The 20,863-nt window shown below is 70.9% G+C and carries 20 protein-coding genes and 3 tRNA genes; 12 read left to right on the forward strand and 11 right to left on the reverse strand.

Annotated elements, in window-relative coordinates:
• Positions 1–266 precede the first annotated feature (266 nt).
• Both G569_RS63715 and G569_RS0107440 read right to left on the reverse strand, forming a co-directional pair.
• Complete coding sequence (locus G569_RS63715) at positions 267–1,778, reverse strand: peptidase associated/transthyretin-like domain-containing protein (protein ID WP_169542091.1); 1,512 nt, start codon at positions 1,776–1,778, stop codon at positions 267–269.
• Between the two features lie 104 nt (positions 1,779–1,882).
• Positions 1,883–3,268, reverse strand: coding sequence for an aspartate aminotransferase family protein (locus tag G569_RS0107440; protein WP_028062958.1), 1,386 nt, complete (start codon positions 3,266–3,268; stop codon positions 1,883–1,885).
• Positions 3,269–3,512: 244 nt separating this feature from the next.
• Between G569_RS0107440 and purF the strand changes: the two genes are divergently transcribed.
• The 6 genes from purF (at position 3,513) to G569_RS57455 (ending at position 11,243) form a co-directional block, all read left to right on the forward strand.
• Positions 3,513–4,943, forward strand: coding sequence for an amidophosphoribosyltransferase (gene purF / locus G569_RS0107445; RefSeq protein ID WP_028062959.1), 1,431 nt, complete (start codon positions 3,513–3,515; stop codon positions 4,941–4,943).
• Positions 4,944–4,985: 42 nt separating this feature from the next.
• A complete protein-coding gene (locus tag G569_RS0107450) occupies positions 4,986–6,674 on the forward strand; it encodes an ABC transporter substrate-binding protein (RefSeq protein WP_028062960.1) in 1,689 nt (562 codons plus the stop codon).
• 139 nt (positions 6,675–6,813) lie between these two features.
• A complete protein-coding gene (locus G569_RS57450; protein ID WP_245602445.1) occupies positions 6,814–8,628 on the forward strand; it encodes a RecQ family ATP-dependent DNA helicase in 1,815 nt (604 codons plus the stop codon).
• On the forward strand, positions 8,625–9,245 hold the full coding sequence (gene purN, locus G569_RS0107460) for a phosphoribosylglycinamide formyltransferase (protein WP_028062961.1): 621 nt from the start codon (positions 8,625–8,627) through the stop codon (positions 9,243–9,245). The genes G569_RS57450 and purN overlap by 4 nt, the downstream gene beginning before the upstream one ends.
• 29 nt (positions 9,246–9,274) lie before the next feature.
• Entirely contained in the window at positions 9,275–10,852 is a 1,578-nt protein-coding gene (gene purH, locus G569_RS0107465; RefSeq protein WP_211232925.1) for a bifunctional phosphoribosylaminoimidazolecarboxamide formyltransferase/IMP cyclohydrolase, read from the forward strand.
• Between the two features lie 22 nt (positions 10,853–10,874).
• Positions 10,875–11,243: a hypothetical protein gene (locus tag G569_RS57455; RefSeq protein ID WP_053226002.1), complete on the forward strand. Its 369-nt coding sequence runs from the start codon at positions 10,875–10,877 to the stop codon at positions 11,241–11,243.
• Here the strand turns inward: G569_RS57455 and G569_RS0107480 are convergent.
• Entirely contained in the window at positions 11,240–11,857 is a 618-nt protein-coding gene (locus tag G569_RS0107480) for a TetR/AcrR family transcriptional regulator (protein WP_037495450.1), read from the reverse strand. The genes G569_RS57455 and G569_RS0107480 overlap by 4 nt on opposite strands.
• 62 nt (positions 11,858–11,919) lie before the next feature.
• Between G569_RS0107480 and G569_RS0107485 the strand changes: the two genes are divergently transcribed.
• From G569_RS0107485 to G569_RS62315, 4 genes are all read left to right on the forward strand, one after another.
• Positions 11,920–11,991 (forward strand) — tRNA-Lys (locus G569_RS0107485).
• 84 nt (positions 11,992–12,075) lie between these two features.
• Positions 12,076–12,213 carry a hypothetical protein gene (locus G569_RS0107490; RefSeq protein WP_157591881.1) on the forward strand — a complete coding sequence of 46 codons (138 nt, stop codon included), beginning with the start codon at positions 12,076–12,078 and terminating at the stop codon, positions 12,211–12,213.
• A complete protein-coding gene (locus G569_RS0107495) occupies positions 12,210–12,410 on the forward strand; it encodes a hypothetical protein (RefSeq protein ID WP_028062965.1) in 201 nt (66 codons plus the stop codon). Before G569_RS0107490 ends, G569_RS0107495 begins: the two co-directional genes overlap by 4 nt.
• A 17-nt stretch (positions 12,411–12,427) precedes the next feature.
• Positions 12,428–12,586, forward strand: coding sequence for a hypothetical protein (locus G569_RS62315; protein ID WP_157591882.1), 159 nt, complete (start codon positions 12,428–12,430; stop codon positions 12,584–12,586).
• Positions 12,587–12,593: 7 nt separating this feature from the next.
• Here the strand turns inward: G569_RS62315 and G569_RS0107505 are convergent.
• The 5 genes from G569_RS0107505 to G569_RS0107525 form a co-directional block, all read right to left on the reverse strand.
• A tRNA-Glu gene (locus G569_RS0107505) sits at positions 12,594–12,665 on the reverse strand.
• Positions 12,666–12,684: 19 nt separating this feature from the next.
• Positions 12,685–13,431: an SDR family oxidoreductase gene (locus G569_RS0107510; protein WP_028062966.1), complete on the reverse strand. Its 747-nt coding sequence runs from the start codon at positions 13,429–13,431 to the stop codon at positions 12,685–12,687.
• 1 nt (position 13,432) lies between these two features.
• Positions 13,433–13,765 carry a hypothetical protein gene (locus G569_RS0107515; RefSeq protein ID WP_028062967.1) on the reverse strand — a complete coding sequence of 111 codons (333 nt, stop codon included), beginning with the start codon at positions 13,763–13,765 and terminating at the stop codon, positions 13,433–13,435.
• Positions 13,766–13,785: 20 nt separating this feature from the next.
• Positions 13,786–14,793: a hypothetical protein gene (locus G569_RS64490; protein ID WP_028062968.1), complete on the reverse strand. Its 1,008-nt coding sequence runs from the start codon at positions 14,791–14,793 to the stop codon at positions 13,786–13,788.
• A 63-nt stretch (positions 14,794–14,856) separates the two neighbouring features.
• Positions 14,857–15,762 carry a methyltransferase domain-containing protein gene (locus G569_RS0107525; protein WP_064750287.1) on the reverse strand — a complete coding sequence of 302 codons (906 nt, stop codon included), beginning with the start codon at positions 15,760–15,762 and terminating at the stop codon, positions 14,857–14,859.
• 46 nt (positions 15,763–15,808) lie between these two features.
• Here G569_RS0107525 and G569_RS0107530 point away from each other — a divergent pair.
• A tRNA-Val gene (locus G569_RS0107530) sits at positions 15,809–15,882 on the forward strand.
• A 14-nt stretch (positions 15,883–15,896) separates the two neighbouring features.
• On the opposite strand, the gene G569_RS66295 is transcribed toward G569_RS0107530, so the two are convergent.
• A complete protein-coding gene (locus tag G569_RS66295) occupies positions 15,897–16,205 on the reverse strand; it encodes a neutral zinc metallopeptidase (protein ID WP_157591883.1) in 309 nt (102 codons plus the stop codon).
• Between the two features lie 115 nt (positions 16,206–16,320).
• On the opposite strand from G569_RS66295, the gene G569_RS0107535 reads away from it, so the two are divergent.
• Positions 16,321–18,684, forward strand: a complete 2,364-nt coding sequence (locus G569_RS0107535; RefSeq protein ID WP_028062970.1) for a DUF7948 domain-containing protein — start codon at positions 16,321–16,323, stop codon at positions 18,682–18,684.
• Here the strand turns inward: G569_RS0107535 and G569_RS0107540 are convergent.
• On the reverse strand, positions 18,674–19,507 hold the full coding sequence (locus G569_RS0107540; protein WP_028062971.1) for an alpha/beta fold hydrolase: 834 nt from the start codon (positions 19,505–19,507) through the stop codon (positions 18,674–18,676). The genes G569_RS0107535 and G569_RS0107540 overlap by 11 nt on opposite strands.
• The gene (locus G569_RS46365) at positions 19,507–20,772 is read right to left on the reverse strand and encodes an NAD-binding protein (RefSeq protein ID WP_053226004.1); all 1,266 of its coding nucleotides are present in this window, start codon (positions 20,770–20,772) and stop codon (positions 19,507–19,509) included. Before G569_RS46365 ends, G569_RS0107540 begins: the two co-directional genes overlap by 1 nt.
• Positions 20,773–20,863 lie beyond the last annotated feature (91 nt).

Below are 20,863 nucleotides of genomic sequence, written 5' to 3' on the forward strand. Positions count from 1 at the left end.
ACCCGACGCCTGGTTCAGAGAGGTTGAACAGCAACCTGCCGCCGGAGGCGCACGAGTCACTCACGGCCGGGGTGGTCGGGGTGCCCAGAGTGGGATCCCATGTTCTCTCGGCAGCCCACGACGTCGTCGGAGCGGGCGCGTCGCCCGCTCTGCACGCCGAAACGACGTACTCACCCGCCCTCGCGGGTGCCGCGAACGCGCCCACGCACGCGGCCAATGCTGCAACGATGATCGGCCGCACGCCTCTTGCCGCAGATGCTGATCGACTACGCACGGACGGTCACCTTGACCCGGTTGGAGGTTCCGGCGGCGTACGGGAAGCCGGGTGTGTCGTGGATCACGGCGCGGAAGGTGTACCGCTGGGTGAAGAACGTGCGCAGGAATCGGTAGCCGGCCTTGAACTTCCCGTTGCGGAGAGGGGCGGTCTTGAAGGCCATCCACTTGCCGTGGGCGAGTGCCTGCAGCTCGACGAGTGTGCTGGCGTTCTCGGCCCCGGGCACTGAGCCGGTGAAGGTGATGCTGCGCCCGTTGCGGGTGCTCGTCTTGTCGGTCTTGAGCCGGATCGGCGCGGCCACGACGACCTTCACGGTCTGCACGGAATCCCCGTAGCTGATCCGCACCTCACGCGAGGCCCCCTTGGCCAGCTTGACGCTGAACCGCCCCTTGCTGTCGGTCTTCGCGGACGTCCCGTCGCTGGTCGTGACGATCAGGCCCGCGAGCGGGGATCCGTCACTCGCCTTCACGGTCCCTTTGACCACCGGAGGCGCGGAGTACCGCACACGTCGGCTCCCGGCACGCTCGAGCTTCAACACGCCGGCGATCGACGGCGATGGGGCGGTCAATGGCGGCGCGGCGCTCACCCCGCCGGGAGCAGGGATCGCGGTTGAATCGACGCTGGGCCCCGGCTCGGCCGGAGGAGTCAACCGCACGAGGGAGCGATTGCCTGACGCGTCGATCAACTCCACTTGGACATTCGAGGATGCGTCACCGGAAGCATCGAGTGACAAGGTCCCCGCGGTGGGGCATGGAACCGGATCGAGGAACGGCTTCTCGCACAGAACGGTGGAATCGACCGCTCGATCGTCGATCAAGAGCGTCGCCTTCTGCAGCCCGCCGCCGCGGTCAGCGAAGGGCACGAGGATCGCGCCCGTGTCGTCGGTGGTGATGGTCGTCGCGCTCGAGGAGGGCGAGACGTCATCGCGCAACGTGATTCGAGCCGCGCCCACCCTGATGAAAGAGCGGAACCCTGCACCGCATGGCCCCGAGGCGGTACAGGACATCCCGAACGTGACGTAGCGAGTCGTCAGCCCGCCGAACACGCGTTCCGCGAATCCAGGAAATGGGTTCGCGTCACCTCCAATCGTCCAAGGAGGGCTCGGATTCGTCTCGAGGATGCTGCCTGACCCATCGCGCACGACGTAGTCGAATGCACCGTCGCCGGGGGACGTCGCATCGGCACCACCCTGCCTGCGAAGCACGAGCGTGGTGATCGCGGTGTCCGCGGGTGCCTCGAAGCGCCAAAACGCGGCCAGCGGGCCTTGTGCCAGGCCCACGTTGAAATCGACCCCGAACCCCATTCCCTCTGCACACCGGTCGTTGACCGGCGGGAGCCGGCCGGAATCGCTGGGAGCCCATCCACTGAATGTCCCTGACCAGCCCGAGACGCGGCCGTGGGGACCGGCCGCGTCGCAGCTCTGCACGACGTACTCACCCGCCCTCGCGGGTGCCGCGAACGCGCCCACGCACGCGGCCAGACCTACAACGATGATCGCCCTCATGCCCTTCATAGCCCTGCCCTCCGAAAACTCTCCCCCCACGCACCCGTGGCGGGAGAGTTTCCATCAGTCAGGTACTACAGAGCAATCCGACGATCGTCTAGAAATTACGCCATGAGGTCGTCGGCCATCGCCTCGAAGACCTGGACGTACGCGTCGACGGCGGTGTCGTCGTGGGTCACCGACAGGGTCCACTCTTCCTCGCGCCCCGGCGTCATGAAGATGCCGCGGTTCATGTTGTAGAGCCAAGCGAGCTCGGAGAGGTCCTTGTCCTGGTTGGCCTTGAAGGTCTCGTAGTCGACGATCTTCGACGGGGAGAACGTGACGCAGCCCTTGGAGCCGACGCCGACGGCGTAGCCCGGGAGGTTGTGCTTGCGGATGACCGCCTCGCAACCACTCAGGATCCGCTCGTTCAACCGATCGAGATGCTCGTAGGCGGCCGGCGTGAGGACCTCCAGCAGGTTCGCCTTGGTGGCGGCCATGCCGAGGGGATTGCCGTTGTACGTACCCACCTGGTAGACGGAGCCGTCCTCGACGGCTGCCATGGCCTCCTCGGTGCCGCCGATCGCGCCGATCGGCGTGCCGCCTCCGAGCGCCTTCGCCAGGGTGACGAGGTCCGGCGTCACACCGAACCGCTCGGTCGCGCCACCGGCGGCGATGCAGAGACCGGTCTTGACCTCGTCGAAGATCAGCACGATCCCGTGGCGGCGGGTGATGTCGCGAACGGCCTCCAGATACCCCGGCTCCGCCAGCACGACGCCGAGGTTCATCATCGCCGGCTCCATGATCACGCAGGCGGGCTTGCGGCCCTCCGCGGTCAACCGCTCGATGCGGCGCTCCATCGCGCCCGCGTCGTTGAACGGGACCGGGACGGTCAAGTCCACGACCGCCTGCGGAATGCCCGCGCCATACGGCAGGGACGCGAGGTTCTCGTGGTCGCCGATCTTGTCGTACTCGACGCCGATCGAGACCATCACGCCGTCGTGATGTCCGTGGTACGAGCCGAAGATCTTCACGATCGTGTCGCGGCCGGTCGTGCCGCGGGCGATCCGGATCGCGTCCATCGTGGACTCGGACCCGCTGTTGGTGAACCGCCACTTCGGCAGCCCCCAGCGGCGGGCGAGCTCGTCACCCACGACCACAGCGTCCTCCGTGGGCGCCGCGAAGTGGGTACCGGACGAGTACCGCTCAGCCAGAGCAGCCCCGATCGCCGGGTGCGCGTGCCCCTGGACCATCGAGCCGAAGCCGTTGTGGAAGTCCCACATCTCGTTGCCGTCGACGTCCCAGACGCGCGGTCCTGACCCGCGCTCCAAGTAGATCGGCCAGGGGTCGCGCAGCTGGTACGACGAGGCGACGCCACCGGCGAGGTGGACCTGCGCACGCGCGTACATCTCCTTGGACCGCTGCGTGCGGTCGTTGAGCTGCTTCTCCTCGCGCTCGACAAGCTCGGCGATGCGCTGGCGGGGAATCTGAACAGGTGCGTCAGTGGCCATGGTTATCCCGTTCCCGAGTCGGACGAAGGGCCGCGCGGCGTGGCCGTGCCAGGCGGCGGAGAAAGTCAAAGGAGCCTAGTCCTCGGCGGCATCCCGTGCTTCATACGGAGCGTCACGTTCCGCGACGCGGGGTTCGACACTGTGTTGCTGCTCGATGCACCCGGTTCCGCGAAACCGGCCCGATCCCCTCCGCTCGCCTTGCTAGCCTGAACCCACCGGTCGTTCCCGCCACAACCGGTTCCTCTTGTCTGCCCCCGCTCCCCTGGAAGACCGCGATGGCCCGCGCGATGAGTGCGGTGTCTTCGGCATAGTCGCGCCGGGGCGCGAGGTCGCCCGGCACACCTACTTCGCGCTCTACGCGCTCCAGCATCGCGGCCAGGAGTCGGCCGGCATCGCCACCAGCCAGAACGGCCACATCATGGCGATGCGCGACCAGGGCCTGGTCAACCAGGTCTTCGACGAGGCGAAGCTGCGCGCGCTGCAGGGGGACATGGCGGTCGGCCACGTCCGCTACTCCACGACCGGCGCGAACTCGTGGGAGAACTCGCAGCCTGTGTACCGCGCGGATCGCCGTGAGGTCGCGCTCGGCCACAACGGCAACCTCGTCAACGTGGTCGAGCTGCACACCGAGCTGCGCGAGAAGGGCGTCAACTTCCGCAGCACCAGCGACAGCGAGATCATCGCCGCGCTCGTCTCCACGCACGAGGCCGACACCGTCGAGGACGCGCTCGTCGACGTGATCAGCCGCGTCGAGGGCGCCTACAGCACGGTCGTGATGACCGAGGACCGCGTCGTCGCCTTCCGCGACCCTCTCGGCCTGCGCCCGCTGAGCATCGGCATGCTCGGCGACCACTACTGCGTGGCGTCCGAGACCTGCGCGTTCGACATCATCGGCGCCCAGTTCCTGCGCGACGTCCAGCCGGGCGAGATCGTCTCGATCACCGCCAAGGGCATCCAGACGCGCCAGGCGGTTCCCAGCCCGCGCTCCGCGCTCTGCGTCTTCGAGCACATCTACTTCGCGCGCCCGGACTCCCGCCTCGGCGGCCAGGTCATCCAGGTCTCGCGCGGCAAGATGGGCGAGATCCTCGCCCGCGAGGCGCCGGTCGACGCCGACCTCGTGATCCCGGTGCCCGACTCCGGCAACCCCGCCGCCCGCGGGTTCGCACGAGCGAGCGGCCTCCCGCAGGACGACGGCCTGATCAAGAACCGCTACGTCGCCCGTACCTTCATCCAGCCCGGCCAGGAGCTGCGCAAGCACGGCCTGCGGCTGAAGTTCAACCCGCTCCCCGAAGTCGTCGCGGGCAAGCGCATCGTCGTCGTGGACGACTCGATCGTGCGCGGCAACACGACGCGCCAGATCGTGCAGATGCTGCGCGACGCCGGGGCCAGCGAAGTGCATATGCGCATCTCCGCGCCGCCGATCCGCCACCCCTGTCATTACGGGATCGACATGTCGACGCGCGAGGAGATGATCGCCCACAACCGCACGGAGGCCGAGGTGGCCGCCGAGCTGGGCGCCGACTCGCTCGCCTACCTGTCGCTCGAGGGCGTCTACGAGGCGATCAACGGCTCGCGCGAGACGCACTGCGACGCGTGCTTCAGTGGTACCTACCCACTGATCGGTACGTCCGCCAAGGACGCGTTCGAGAACGCGCTCCCGCTGGTTCGCGGCTGACGACTCGTCAAGAACCCTCAAGCCCCGCCGATGGCTGGGGTGATGAGAAAGATCGCTGTTCCCGTATCGCTGGCGGCGCTCCTGCTCGCCGCCTGCGGCTCGACTGACACCAAGACGCCCGTCGCGAAGACCACGCGAGGCGGCACCCTGACCGTGCCGTGGTCGGGCGACGTCGACTCGATCGACCCCGGCATCACCTACTACTCCGGCGGCTACATGGTCGCGGGCGTCACGCAGCGCACCCCGATCGCGTACGAGCCGGGGCGCGCCACGGCGCGGCCGGACCTCGCGACCGCGCTGCCGGAGGTCTCTGCCGACGGCAAGACGGTGACGCTCAAGCTGCGTTCCGGCGTGCGCTTCTCGCCGCCGGTGAAGCGCGAGGTCGTCGCCGCGGACGTCAAGTACGCGATCGAGCGGGGCTTCTTCCGCACGGTCAACAACCCGTACGCGCCGGCCTACTTCGGCGACATCGAGGGCGCCGAGCCGGGCGCCGCGCCGGGCACGAGGATCGCGGGGATCGAGACGCCCGACACGCACACGGTCGTCTTCAACCTGCGCCGCTCGACCGGCGGGACCCTGGCCGCCGCGCTCGTGCTGCCGCTCGCCGCGCCCGTGCCGCGCGAGTACGCGCTCACCTACGACCGCGAGAAGGTCACCGAGTACGGCACCCACCAGGTCGCCACCGGCCCGTACATGGTCGACACGTACGACCCGGGCACGAAGATCGTCCTCGTCCGCAACCCGAGCTGGGTCGCGAAGACCGACTACCGGCCCGCCTACCTGGACCGGATCGAGATGCCGCAGGGCAATGACGACGCGGCGATCGCGTCGATGAAGGTCCTGAAGGGCTCGCACATGGTCACGGGCGACTTCATGCTCCCGCCGGCGGTCCTCAAGGAAGCCGTCACGAAGCGTCCGTCGCAGCTGAAGCTCGTCGACTCCGGCGGCGGCCGCTGGGCGGCGCTGAACACCGCCGCGGCGCCGTTCGACGACCTCAACGTCCGCAAGGCCGTGCTCGCCGGGTTCAACCGCGAGGCGGTGCAGCTCGCGCTCGGCGGCAAGCGCGTCGGGACGATCGCCACCCACTTCCTGCCGCCGGGCGTCCCCGGGTTCGAGCAGGCGGGCGGCGTGAACGGCACGGGCGCGGACTATCTCGCGTCGCCGTCGGGCAATCCGGCGCTCGCGGCGTCCTACCTGAAGAAGGCCGGGTTCGCGTCCGGCCGCTACAGCGGCGAGCCGATCCTGATGGTCGGTCCCTCCGACGGCAACGGCCGCCAGATCGCGGAGATCGCCAAGGAGGCGTTCTCGAAGCTCGGGTTCGACGTGAAGCTGCGGCTGATGTCCCAGCAGGCCGTGATGACGAAGTACTGCGGTGCGCCTTCCGCGGCCGTCGCCGTCTGCCCGAACGTGGGCTGGTCGCGGGACTTCGCCGACGGTCAGACGTTCCTGGACCCGACGTTCAATGGCGAGCACATCACGCCGGTCGGCAACGCGAACGTGTCGCAGCTGAACGTCGACTCCGTCAACGCCGCGATCGACCGCGCCACGACGGTGACCGACCCCGCCGCCCGCGCCGACGCGTGGGGTCAGGTGGACCGCGAGATCACGGCGCAGGCCCCGGCCGTGCCGCTCGTGTGGGACAAGGTGCCGATGGCGTCGTCGGCCGACGTGAACGCCGTCGCGAACGAGAACCTGGGCGTCTGGGACTTCTCTTTCACGTCTCTGCATTAACTCTGCAACAAAACTGCGCAATGTCCGGGGTGACGTCGGGGGCTGGCGGTAAGGTCGCCAGCCCGTGTCGCTCGCCTGGCTAGAGGAACCACCGCCCCCTACACAGACCTCACTGGATCTGGGGGCGGCGGACGGGCGTGTGCCGCGAGTACCCATCGCTCGCTCAGCCGACGTCGACGGCGCGCTGAGCGAGCTGTTCGGCTTCGAGGCGTTCCGGCCCGGCCAGCGTGAGGCGGTCGAGGCCGCCCGAGGTGGCCGCGACGTGCTCGTGGTGATGCCCACCGGATCGGGCAAGTCGCTCTGTTACCAGCTCCCGGCGCTGATGCGGACGGACCTCACGCTGGTGGTCTCGCCGCTGGTGTCGCTGATGCAGGACCAGGTCGAGGCGCTGCACGCCGTCGCGCCCGGCCGGGTCGCGCTGGTCAACGCGCAGCAGGACTCGCGCACGAACCGGCTCGCGGTCGAGCACGCGATCTCCGGTCAGGTACGGCTGCTCTACGTCGCGCCGGAGCGGTTCGCCTCGCCCGGCTTCCTCGAACGCATCCGCCACGCGGAGATCGGGCTGTTCGTGGTCGACGAGGCGCACTGCGTATCCCAGTGGGGGCACGACTTCCGGCCGGAGTACTTCCGCCTCGCCGACGCGGCGCGGTGGCTCGGCGCGGAGGCGATCCTGGCCTCGACCGCGACGGCGACGCCCGAGGTGGCGGCGGACATCGTGTCGCGGCTCGGCCTGCGGGAACCGGTCCACGTGGCGACGGGGTTCGATCGCCCGAACCTCACGTTCTCGGTCGTGGACTGCCCGAACAAGGAGGCGGTCGGCCGGCGGATCGTCGCGGCGCTCTCAGAGCCGGACGCGCTGCCCGCGATCGTCTACGCCGGCACGCGCTCGGAGTGCGACCGGCTGTCCGACCGCCTGGGGCATGAGCTCGGGGTCGAGGTGGTCGCGTACCACGCCGGCCTGCCGCGGGACGTGCGCGCGGACGTCCAGCGGCGCTTCATGAACGGCGAGGCGCCGGTCGTCGTCGCCACCAACGCGTTCGGGATGGGCGTCGACAAGCCCGACGTGCGGACGGTCTGCCACGAGTCGGTGCCGTCGTCGATCGAGGCCTACTACCAGGAAGCCGGCCGCGCGGGGCGGGATGGCCTGCCGGCGCGCTGCCTGCTGTTCGCCACGGGCCGCGACAAGGGCCTGCACGTGTTCTTCATCGAGCGCGCGGCGGTGCCGGAGGACCTCCTGAAGGCGACGGCGCGGGCCATCGTGCGCGCGGCCGAGGGCTCGCCGCCGCGGTACAACCTGCACCTCAACGAGCTCGCTGCCGAGGGGGAGGAGGACGCGGTGCGCGCCGTCGTGGGCTACATGGCCCGCGCGGGCGTCATCCAGCCCGCGCCGTCCGCCCCGGACCGCGTCGTCGGGCGGGTCGTCGGCGTCTGGGACCGGTCCACGCTCGCGGCCTGCAAGGCGGCGACGCAGGAGGGCACGAAGGTTCGCTGGCGCCAGTACCGCTCGGTGTGGGCGTGGGTGGAGGGCGACAGCTGCCGGCGGCGTGGCATCCTGCGCCACTTCGGCGACCGGTCGGACCCGGAGCCCGCTGGTGCCTGCTGCGACGTGTGCGATCCCAGCACGATTCCGGAGGCGCCGGCCGCGCGCCAGCCGATGCTCGCGCCCGCCGATGACCTCGACTCGGCGATCGTCGACGTGGTGTCCCGCGCCGTGCCCGCGGTGGGGCGCAACCGGTGTGCCGAGATCCTGCGGGGGCGTCGGTCGAAGGCGATCGTCCAGCACTCCTACGACGGACTGCCCAGCTACGGCGCGTACCGCGACCTGCGGGCCGACGACGTGCTGGCGGCGATCGACGCGCTGGTCGAATCCGGGCGCCTGCGGGCGACGGAAGCGCGGTTCCCCAAACTGGAGGCCGTGCGCATCCTTCCCTTCACGCAAATGCGAGCCGCATGACCCGTCTCCGAGTTGGGGTGCTCGCCTCCGGCGCGGGCACCAATCTGCAGGCGATCCTCGATCGCGTCCACGGCCACGAGGCCGAGGTGGTCGCCGTCGGCTCGGACAAGCCCGGCGCGGAAGCGCTGGGCCGCGCGCTGGCGCTCGGCATCGACACGGCGGACTTCCCGCGCGACGCGTACCCGGACCGCGAGGCGCGTGACATCGCGATCGCCGAGTGGCTGGTCTCCCGCGATGTCGAGCTGGTCGTGCTGGCGGGCTACATGCAGCTGGTCAGCTCGGCGTTCCTGGCCGCGTTCCCGCTGCGCGTGATCAACGTGCACCCGGCGCTGCTGCCGGCGTTCCCGGGCATCCACGCGGTCGAGCAGGCGCTCGACTACGGCGTCAAGGTCTTCGGCGTCACCGTCCATTTCGTGGACGAGGGCATCGATTCCGGCCCGATCATCCTCCAGCAGGCGATCGAGCTGCCGGAGGCGACCGATCCGGCAGAGGTGCGTGAGGCGCTGCGGCCGATCGAGCACGAGTTGCTGACCGGAGCGGTGCGGCTGATCGCCAGCGGGACCGTCCGCCCGGATCCGTCCCACCCGCGGCGCGTGTTGGTCGGAGGAACGCCGTGACGTCGGCTCCAGGTATGGTCCGCGACTCGATGGAGGCGATGGTGCAGCCGGGTGAGGTCCGCGTGCAGCGCGCGCTGCTGTCGGTGTCGGACAAGACGGGGATCGTCGAGTTCGCGCGCGGGTTGGCGTCGCTGGGCGTCGAGCTGCTGTCGACCGGCGGCACCGCGACCGCGCTGCGCGAGAGCGGGCTCGAGGTCCGCTCGGTCGAGGACTTCACGGGCTTTCCGGAGATCATGGGCGGGCGCGTCAAGACGCTGCACCCGAAGATCTACGCGGGTGTGCTCGCGCTGCGCGACAACGCGGAGCACATGGCGGCGGCCGCCGAGCACGAGGTCGAGTTCGTCGACCTGGTGTGCGTGAACCTCTACCCGTTCGAGCAGACCGCGGCGCGCCGCGGCGCGACGGACCACGAGGTGATCGAGAACATCGACATCGGCGGGCCGACGATGATCCGCGCGTCGGCGAAGAACTTCGGCTTCACCGCGGTGGTCGTCAACCCGGCCAGCTACGACGCGGTGATCGCCGAGCTCAAGGACGCCGGCGGCAAGCTGTCACTCGGCACGCGCGAGTCCCTGGCCGCCGAGGCGTTCTCCTACACCGCCCGCTACGACAGCGCGATCTCGCGCTGGTTCGTCGAGAAGCAGGACGACTTCCCGCCGCTGCTGCTCAACGCCTACGAGAAGGTCACCGACCTCGCGTACGGCGAGAACCCGCACCAGCGCGCGGCGTACTACTCGCAGGCCGGCGCGCGCATGCACGTGCTCTCGATGGTGCGGCAGCTGGGCGGCAAGGAGCTCTCGTTCAACAACGTGCTCGACCTGAACTCCGCGCGGTTGCTGACGCAGGAGTTCGAGCTGCCGGCGTGCACGATCATCAAGCACAACAACCCGTGCGGCGTGGCCGTCGGCGGGTCGGTGCTGGAGGCCTACTCCGCGGCGTTCGCGTGCGACCCGGTGTCGGCGTTCGGGGGCGTGATCTGTGTCAACCGCGCCGTCGACGCGGGCTTCGCCGAGGCGCTGCTCAAGCAGTTCTGCGAGGTCATCATCGCCCCGTCGTTCACGGACGAGGCGCTCGAGCTGCTCTCGTCCAAGCCGAACATGCGCATCCTCGAGGACGGCGAGCGGCGTGGCGTCAACGTCGCCGAGCGCGACATCAAGCGCGTGATGGGCGGCCTGCTCGTCCAGGACCGCGACATGGGCCTCGAGGACCGCACGGAGATGCAGGTCGTCACCGAGCGCAAGCCGACCGAGGCCGAGTGGGGCGAGATGCTCTTCGCCTGGAAGGTCTGCAAGCACGTGCGCTCCAACGCGATCGTGCTGTCCAACGACCTCGCGTCGGTGGGGATCGGCGCGGGCCAGATGTCGCGGGTGGACTCCGTGCGCCTGGCGATCGAGAAGGCCCGGGACGCCGGCTCGTCGCTGCTCGGGGCCGCACTGGCCTCGGACGCGTTCTTCCCCTTCTCCGACGGCCCGCAACTGGCCGTCGACGCGGGGGTCACCGCGATCATCCAGCCGGGCGGGTCCAAGCGCGACCCCGAGGTCATCGAGGCCGCCGACGCCGCCGGGATCTCGATGGTCCTGACGCACCGCCGCCACTTCAAGCACTGACGCACCGGGTAGCGTGCCGGCCATGCAGGCACGAACGATCGCGAAGCAGGTCGCGTACGGGCGGATCGCCATCGGCGCCGCGCTGCTCCTCAAGCCGGACCTGGTCACCCGCGGGTGGGTGGGTCCGGTGACCGACTCGCCCGGCGGGCGGGTGCTCGCCGTCGCGTTCGGGGCGCGCGACCTCGCGGTCGGCCTCGGGGCCGCGGCCGCGCTGCACCGCGGGTCCGGCGAGCGCCCGTGGCTCCTCGCGGCGGCGTTCACGGACACGGTCGACGCGCTGGCGACGTACGCCGCGCTCCGCTCGCTCCCGTCCCCGGGCGGGCCGGGTACGGTCGCCCTGGCGGCCGGCAGCGCCGCGGTCGGCGCCTGGACCGCGGCTGCGCTCGACTAGGCCTGGCTCGGCGCGTCGGCGCCGTAGAGCACGCGGGTCCAGATCGTCGTGAGCGTGTGGGCGACGGTCTCGCGCGGCACGTCCGACGGCTGGCGGCCGAGCGAGCGGTTCAGGTAGCGCTCCATCATCCACACGAGCGCGCGGGCGGTCTCGGCGGCGTCGAGCGGCAGGACCCGGCCGGCCTCGATCTCAGCCTCGATGTGATGGGTCGTGACGTCGATGAAGGACTGCACGAGCGCGCCGTAGACCTCCTCGACCTCTGGGTCGTCGGCGGCCGCGTCGGCCAGCGCGCGCAGGACTGGGCCCTGCGTGGCGTAGACCTCGACGATGCCCTCCATCGCCTCGCGCGCGAGCGCGGGCCCGTCGCCGGAACCGGTGTACCAGCGCTGCGACATCGTCCGCAGCTCGCCGCGCAGATGCTCGACGACACGCAGGATCAGCGCGTGCCGGTCCTTGAAGTAGACGTAGAACGATGGCCGCGACAGGTCGGTCCGGCGCATGACCTCGTCGACCGTCAGCTCGCGGAAGGACCGTTCGCGCAGCAGGGACTCCGCCGCGGCCACGATCTCGGCCTCGGCGACCTCTGGGGTCCTCCTCCGACGGCGACCCCCCATCTCCACACCGCCTACGCTCACCCTCGCGCAAGCCTACTGCGCGCTAGAGTCGGACGCGTCGGGCCGCCGTAGCTCAGCGGTAGAGCAACGGACTTTTAATCCGATGTGCGCAGGTTCGATCCCTGCCGGCGGCACTCATTTCTCAAGACATCGCCCGTCCCTGCCGATTGACGCGGCCAAGGGAGGCTCCGTACACCCAACGAGAGCTGGAGAAGGCGATGCAGATCCCAGGCGCGCACATCGTGACGCTGCACAACCCCGTGTCGTACACCCCCGCCCAGATCGACAAGGCGGCGGCCATTGCCCACACCCTTCAGCGCGGGCAGTTCGTGCTGTGCGAGCCCCCGCGCCGATGAGCCTCGGGGATACGGTCGTCTGGCTGCCCGAGCCGTTCGTCCACGGCACGGGCACCGTCACCGACTTCAACGAGATCGGGTGGATCGAGGTCGTCTGGCAGAGCGGCGAGCTCGGCCTCTACTGCCCGAGCGCCCTCGAGCAGGCCGACCTCTGGGAACAGGCCCAGGTGGAGGCCGCGCTCCGTAGGTTCATCTGACCCGTCACACTGGACGGGTGCTCCAAGAGCTCTACGCCGTCGTCGCCTGCGTGCTCAGCTTCGCCATGTGCGTGCTCGTCGTCTACTTCCTGATCTCCGGCCGCAACGACCGCGACAAGGAAGAAGAGGCGCGCGAGTACTTCGACGCGCACGGCCACTGGCCCGACGAAGCCTGAGAAGAAGTACCCCCAGCGAGAATCGAACTCGCGCTACAGCCGTGAAAGGGCTGCGTGCTAACCGCTACACCATGGGGGCGTAGACCGGACAGTCTAGGTCAGACGCTGCGAGACAGGCCGCCGTCGACGAGGATGGCCGTTCCCGTGACGTAGGAGGCGGGCTGCGAGCACAGGAAGACCGCCGCCGCGGCGAGCTCTTCGACGGTGCCGAGCCGGCCCGCGGGGATCGCCTGCCTGGCGCGTTCCTGGGCGGCTTCGAGGGAGCCGGCGGTGTCGATCATCCGGTCGGTCGCGATCTGGCCCGGGTGGACGTGGTTGAACGTCACGCCGTCGGCGGCGACCTTGCGGGCGAGGACCTTGAAGGCGGCGACGAGGCCCGGGCGGTGGGCGTTGGAGAGCTGCAGCGCGTCGATCGGCTCGCTCGCGGCGATCGACCCGATCGCGACGACGCGGCCGAAGCCACGCTCGCGCATGCCGGGGAGGACGCGCTCGATGATCGTCATCGGCGAGATCAGCAGGGTGCGCTGGGCGGCCTCCCACTGCTCGGTGGTGAACTCGAGCGGGTCGCCCGCGGGTGGGCCGCCGGTGTTGGCGATGTAGATGTCGATCGGGCCGAGGTCACGCTCGACCGCGTCGAGCAGCGGGCCGATCGCGGCGAGATCGTCCGAGTCGAACGCGTACCCGCGGGCGCCGATCTCGGCGGCGACCTGCTCGGCGCGGGCGGCGTCGCGCGACGTCAGCGCGACCTTCGCGCCCTCGGCGACGAGCGCCTCGGCGATCCCACGGCCGATGCCCTTCGACGCCCCGGTGACGAGCGCGACCTTGCCGGCGAGTCCGAGGTCCATGTCAGGCCACCGCCACGCGCCGGCGCCCCGCGAGGCGCGCGCACCAGTAGGCGAAGAGCGCGACCGCGAACGGCGCGCCGAGCCAGTGGACCCCGATCAGCACGGTGATCAGGCTCGGAATGCCCGCCAGCGCCGCGCCCGCGAGCACGGCCGGCAACGGCAGCCGCAGCACCGCGCCGGTGAACAGCGCGCACGCCGCCCAGGCGCCGGGTCCCGCGAGCCAGCCCCACGACTCGAAGAACTCGCGATCGAACGCCGCGCCCAACGCGAGCGCGACGACACCGAGCGTGAGCGCCTGCAACAGCGCCGCCCGCCAGAGCACCGAGCCGTCCATCCCGACCATGATGCCAGGCGTCAGTGGGGATGCCCGTGATAGGCGGGCGTCGGCGTCGGCGTCGGGGTCGGTTCCTCGGTCGGGGTCGGCGTCGGCGTCGGCTCGGGCGTCGCGGTCGGGGTCGGTTCCTCGGTGGGCGTGGGTGTGGGCGTGTCTGTCGGGGTCGGGGGCTCGGTGGGCGTCGGCGTCGGGGTCTCGGTCGGCGTGGTCGTCGGGGTGGGCGTCGGCGTGCGGGTCGGCGTCGCCGTCGGGGTGCGCGTGGGCGTCCGGGTGGGAGTCGGCGTCGGCGTCCGGCTCGGGGTCGGGCTCGGGGCGGGGCTCTCGAGGACGACCGGGCCCGGGTCGCGGACCGGGTCGCCGGGCACGACCACCGGAGAGACGGGCGGGGCGGCCGGGGCGGCCGGGTCGCCGGTCACCACGGGCGGGGCCGCCGGCGGCTTCGGCGGCGTCTCATCGCGCGCCGCGCGCTTGATCAGCGAGCAGGTCGAGCGGTGCTGGGTGGGCGTGGGGTCGTAGTCGTAGATCGCGTAGTCGCCGACCGAGACGATCTTCGTGTAGCGCGCGCACCAGGCGTAGGCCTCGGCGAACCACTCGGCGAGCGGGATCCTGCCCGTCCACCACTGCGCGTGGGGGCGGCGCATGATCTTGCGGAACTCCCCGCGGTCGCGGTTGCTGAGCACCGTGAGGTCGTAGACGTGGCCGAGCTCGTGCAGCAGCACGCCGCGCGGGTGCTCCAGGTCCTTCCTGAGATAGATCGTGCGAGGACGGTCCGTGTACACGCAGCCTGCCGCCTTCGGGAGCCCTGGGCACCCGATGAGCTTGACCACGACCTTGCCGGTGACCGTGGGAACCAGAGACGCGTTCGCCCACGACTGCCATTGCCCGGTGAGCTTCTTCCCGCCTCCCGTGACCAGCCGCACCGCCCGATCACCTGCGGGGTCGGCCCCCCAGGCAGCGCGAAGCAGCGGGAGACCGAGCAAACCGGACAGCCCCGCCAGCACGACGACCGCGACGACCCGACGCAGCATCTCCGGATGATGTACCACACAACAAAATCCGGCGTGGGACTTTGTTGCGAACCGCTTTCGTGCTCAGAGGTCGTCGGCGAACGCGCTGGCGACCACCGCGTTGCGCGCGTCCAGGCAGGGGATGCCGTCGACGATCGGGTACACGAGGCCCTCGGCCGGACAGAACAGCTCGCCCTTGAGCGCCAGCAGCGCCTGCCGGCAACGCGGGCAGGCCCGCCACTCGGCGGGCGCCGCGGCGCCGTCGTCCTTGCGCAGCACGAGGACCGCCGTCTCGTTGACCGGGGAGATGGGGTCGCTCAGCAGCTCGTGCCGCACGATCGTCAGTCCGACCTGCTCGGCCGCCGCCGGCAACCCGCGCACGTAGCCGTGCTCCTCGACGCGCTCGCGGGTTCCCGGGCCGCCCAGCTCGTAGCCGGGCTCGAACAGCACGAGCCAGCGGCGGGTGACCCGCGCGAGCTCGGCGAGCCCTTCGAGCTCGCGGCCTCCGTTGGGCTCGAGCGCGTGCGCCGTCCAGACGAGATCGAAGGCGTCGTCGGCGACCGGCATCGCGAACAGGTCGCCGGTGAAGAGCTCCGGCGCCGACACGCCCGCCTCCCGCGCGTGCGCCCGGCCGTGCGCGACCCGCGACCACGCGAGGTCGAACGCCGCGACCCGCCCCGGGACCCGCGCGAGCCGGTCCAACACGGCGACGAGCGTCGTCGCCTCGCCGGTCCCGGCCTCCAGCATCGAGTCGAACTCCAACTCGTCGAGCACCCGCGCGATCGCCGCCGTGTACCGCTCGACCCGCGCGCGGTGCTCAGGATCGTCCAGCAGCCGCCGATACGTCCCGCTCTGGAGGTCGTACGAGATCAGCACGGCGTCCGCGCTGTTGCGCCCCTCTGGATCGCGCTCCCGGAACAGTCGCATGACGTTCCCGCCCTCGGCATATGCCGATCGAGCGGCCCTCAGCGCGTCGCGATCCTCACCCATGCCGACATTGTGACCAAATCCCGTGGTTATCCTGAGCCCGCGGCCCGGGCGGTTAGCTCAGTTGGTCAGAGCGCCTGCCTTACAAGCAGGAGGTCCCCGGTTCGAGCCCGGGACCGCCCATCCACGGCCGCGGGTCAGGTGCAGGTGTCGCAGGCCGCGACGCGCTGGAGCGTCCCGAGGAGGTGCTGGACGTGGTGGCCGACGTCGTGGCCGACGATGTAGCCGGCGGCGAACCCGCTTCGCAGCCCGAACGCGAGGGTTCGTGCGTCGTCCGGGCGGGGTGACTCAGCACCAACGTCGCGGGGAGCCGCGGCGCGCCATCGCGCGCACGACGCCCTCGTGCGGACGCGGCCGGCAGGGCGGCGCCGGGCCTGACGGTCGGGCAGGCGGGTTCGTGCCGCGGCGACGCGGCAGCTTGTGACGTGGGCGCATGGCGTCCGCATGGTTAGCGGTCCTGAATCCGGCGCACCATGTCATTTGACATGTTCGTCCGGTGCCGAACCGGCCGCCGGGGGAGTGCGTATGAGAGAACGCACACCAATGGGGAGGTCGGACGTGATGCTCCGTCTCAAGTGGTCGGTCCCGCTCGTGCTGGTCCTCGGCGTCACCGCCTGCGGCGGCACGCGCTCGGCGGCGCCCGCGCCGGAACCCGGTCTCCCGCTGACGTTCGTGGAGAACCGGGGCCAGGCCGACAGGCAGGTGCGGTTCCAGGTGCGAGGGCCCGGGCATGCGTTCTACCTCACGCAACGCGAGATCGCGCTGGCGCTCGAGCGTCCGTCCGGGCTGGGCGTCGCGCTGCATCTGCGCTTCGAGCACGCCAACCACGAGGTGCGGCCGACGGGGCGCCGCCTGGCCCCCGGACCGGTGAACTACCTGCGGCCCGGAGCGACGCGGACGAACGTCCCGGCCTATGAGGAGGTCGTATATCCGGAGTTGTGGCCCGGGACGGATCTCGCGCTGCGGGGCGAGCAGGGCACGCTCAAGTACGAGTTCCGGCTCCAGCCCGGCGCGGACCCGAGCGCGATCCGGCTCGACTACAAGGGCGTCGACGGACTCCGGGTCGACCCGCAGGGCACGCTGCGGATCGACACCGCGCTCGGCGTGCTCCAGGACGCCGCGCCGGTCGCCATCCAGAACGGCCGCGTGATCCCGTCCCGCTACACGACGGACGGCACGAGCTACGGCTTCGTGCTCGGCGCGTACGACCGCACCCAACCGCTGGTGATCGACCCCGGCCTCGCCTACTCGACGCTGCTCGGCGGTTCCGCGCACGAACAAGGCGCGGCGATCGCGACCGACGCGCAGGGCAACGCGTACGTGACCGGCTTCACGCAGTCGCCGGACTTCCCGACCACCGCGGGCGCCTACGACCGGACCGGCGCGGCGAGCAACAACCTCGACGTGTTCGTGACCAAGCTCAACCCGGCGGGCACGGCGGCGATCTACAGCACCTTCATCGGCGGGACGAACTTCGACTGGGGCCGGGCGATCGCCGTGGACTCCCAGGGCAACGCGTACATCGCCGGGCAGACGAAGTCGAGCAACTTCCCGACGACGAGCAACGCGTTCGACCGCACGTTCAACGTCGACACCTGCCCACGCTGCGGGATCGACCAGTACGACGCGTTCGTGGCCAAGCTCAACGCCGCCGGCAACGCGCTGACCTACAGCACGTTCCTCGGCGGGTTCGACATCGACGACGCCCTCGCGATCGCGCTCGACGGCAACCGCAACGCCTACGTCGCCGGCCAGACCGGCTCGACCAACTTCCCGACGACCGCGGGCGCGTTCGACACGACGCCCAACGGCAGCTTCGACGCGTTCGTCACCAAGCTCAACGCCACCGGTTCCGCGCTCACGTACTCGACCCGCCTCGGCGGGGAGGACAACGAGTTGCCCGAGGCGATCCAGGTCGACGCCCAAGGCAACGCGTTCGTCGGCGGGTCGACGCGCTCGAGCGCCTTCCCCACCACCCCTGGCGCCTTCGACACCACGCAGAACGGCGGCGCGTTCGACGAGCGCTTCGACCTCTTCGCGACGAAGCTCGACCCGGCCGGCAACGGGCTCGTCTACAGCACGTTCATCGGTGGCTCCAAGAGCGACTTCGGCGGCGACTTCGCGATCGATTCGGCCGGGAACGCCTACCTCGTCGGCAGCAGCCTCTCGACGGACTTCCCCGGCGTCGGCGGCGGGAGCTTCGCGCTCAAGCTGGACGCCACCGGCGGCGCGCTGGTCTACTCGCGGTCGCTGGGCGACGCCGGCGCGGCGGCCGTGGCGCCCACGGCCGACGGGAGCGTGTGGCTCGCCGGAGGCCGCAACGGGGACGCGTGGATCGGCCGGCTCGACGCGAGCGGGACCACGCTCTCCGACGAGGCCACGCTGGGCGGCACGGACGGCGAGGGGGCGAGCGACATCGCCCTCGACCCCGCCGGCAACGTCCTGATCACCGGCTCCACGTTCTCGCCGGACTTCCCGACCACGCCCGGCGCCTTCGACCGCACGTGGGCGGGCGACCCGCTGATCTTCTGGGGCGACGCCTTCGTGGCGAAGTTCGGCGCGGGAACGGCCACGCCGACCCCGACGGCCACCGCGACCGCCACGGCCACGGCGACGGCGACCGCCACCGCGACCGCGACCGCGGGCCCACTCCCCGCCCCGCAACCCGTCTCCCCCGCCGCCGACGCCCGCTTCAACCCCGGCGCGACCGTCACCTTCGACTGGAGCGACGTCCCCGGCGCCACCGGCTACACGCTGCAGATCGACGACTCGCAGTCCTTCAGCGCCCCGCTCACCCGCGAGATCACGACCGCGACCTCCACCGCGACCGTCTCGGGCCTCCCGACCACCCGCATGTGGTGGCGCGTCCGCGCCGACCAGGGCGGGACCTTCTCCTCCTCCCGGCGCTTCGAGCTCAAGAGCTGAGGAACGGCACGAGGGCGCCGGCCAGCTGGTCCGGCGCCTCCTCGGCCATGTGATGACCCGAGTCGATCCGCACCCCTGACAACGGCCCGAGCGTCCAGGCCCGCCACACCTCGACCGGGTCGCCGTACAACTCCTCGAGGTCGTCGCGCGCCGACCAGGCGATCAGCGTCGGACAGGCCACGAAGCGCGCGGCGGAACGATCGGCCGCCTCGTCGAAGCGATCGACCTCGAACCCGGCCCGGTACTCCTGCACCATCGCGCGGATGACCTCCGGATTCGTGACCGCCCGCCGCCAGTCCTCGTAGTTCTCGGGCCCCAATGCCTCAGGCGAGGCGCGATACCACGCCAGCGGGTCGCGGACGATCCAGTCCTCGGCCGGCTTGGCGGTCTGGGCGAAGAAGAACCAGTGCCACCACGACGACGCGAAGCGCTCGTCGCAGCGCTCGAGGTGCTCGAGGATCGGGATCCCGTCCATCAGCGCCAACGCCGTCACGTCGTGGTCGACGGCGAGCCGGTGCGCGCAGGGGGAGCCGCGGTCGTGGCCCACGACCGCGAACTCGGAGAACCCCAGCTCGCCCATCGTCGCCACCAGCTCCGCCGCGATCTCGCGCTTGGTCTGGCGTGGCGTACGCACGGACTCCCCGTAGCCCGGCAGGTCCGGGCAGACGACCGTGAACCCGGCGTCCACCAAGAGCGGCGCCACCCGCCACCAGGTCGTGTGCGTCCTCGGGTGGCCGTGCAGCAGCAGGACGACCGGCCCCGATCCGCCGTGGCGCACCCGCAGGCCGCGCACCCGCTCCAGCGAGAACCCGTCGAAGAACATCAACGGGATATGTCCAGCGGGAACTCCTCCCAATCATCGCCGACCCATAGAAACGGCCGTCCGTCGCGCACGGCGATGGCGGTGGACCCGCGCCCGAGGACGAGTCCGGCGATGAACGCCGCCGCGACCCGGTGCACGTCGACGACATGCCCGATCCGTTCGAGCGAACGCGTCTCGTCGGTGATCTCGCCGTCGCCTGCCCGCAGCACGATCCGCAACGACGGGTCGGACGCGCGGGCCGCGAGCGCGGCCTCGATGTTGCGCAGATCGTCCGACGTGACCGCGGCGAGCGAGCGGGCGCGATCGAGCCGCAGCCGACGCAGCATGTCGGGGTTCGCGCCGCGGCCGATGACGACCGGGAGCTTCATGCGCCGCGCGAAGCCGACGTTCTCGCCCTCGGCCTCGGTGTCCACCGCCACGACCGGCACGCCGCGCTCGCGCAACAGCAGGCAGAGCCGCAGCCCGACCTGCCCGAGCCCGATCACCACCACGTGATCCAGGCGCGGCACCGCACGGCGGCCGACCAGCCCGGTCAGCCGTGAGTCCACCACACGGTTGATGAGGCCGCCCGTGAAGCACGCCGCCGACAGCAGCGTCAGCAGCATCGACACCACGATCGCGACCTTGAACCACGACGGCCCGTCGTCGACCGCCGGGTTCGGCCCGACCGTGGCGAGCGACTTGGCCGAGCCGTACAACGCGTCGGCCGCGCCTTGGTCGAGCACGATCATCGACCCCACCCACTCGAACGCGAGCATCACGGCAAGGCCGAGCGCGCCGTAGAAGAGCAGCGCGGCGCTGCGGTCGTACGGGGTCAGCACCGCCGAGAGGAACGCACCCACGCGCCGGGCGCGCACCGCCGGGAGCGGCACCTCGCGCAGCGACGTGTCGAGGCCGACATCACCATGCACACCGGCCAGCGACTCGTCGATGCACGGACCGGCCAGGACCGGCGCCACGATGTCGGCCACGGAGGTCACGGCGCAGTCCGGCACCGTCTCGCGCAGCTGACGCGCCATCGCCGGGTCGAAGACGGTCACCACCAGGCGCACGTCGGAGTAGTGGCGGATCAGCAGCGCCATCCGCAGCGGGAACGCGTCCTCGCGCGCCGCCACACAGGCGACGTCGACGTCGCCCGCCAGCAGCGCGCCCTGCACGGACTCGTCGTCGGCGTCATAGAGGAAGCGCACCGACGCGCCTCCCGCCTCGAGCGCCTCCGACACCTCCTCGGCGAGGTCGCCGGCACCCAGCAGAAGCACGCGCATGAGAACGCGTTATACGGGTGTGGAGACATTTCCGCGCCCGCCACGTCGGTTGACCGTTGCGGCGAGGCCCTCTCGCGAACAGACTGCTAAT

It is taken from the genome of Solirubrobacter soli DSM 22325 (genome assembly GCF_000423665.1).
Taxonomy (GTDB): domain Bacteria; phylum Actinomycetota; class Thermoleophilia; order Solirubrobacterales; family Solirubrobacteraceae; genus Solirubrobacter; species Solirubrobacter soli.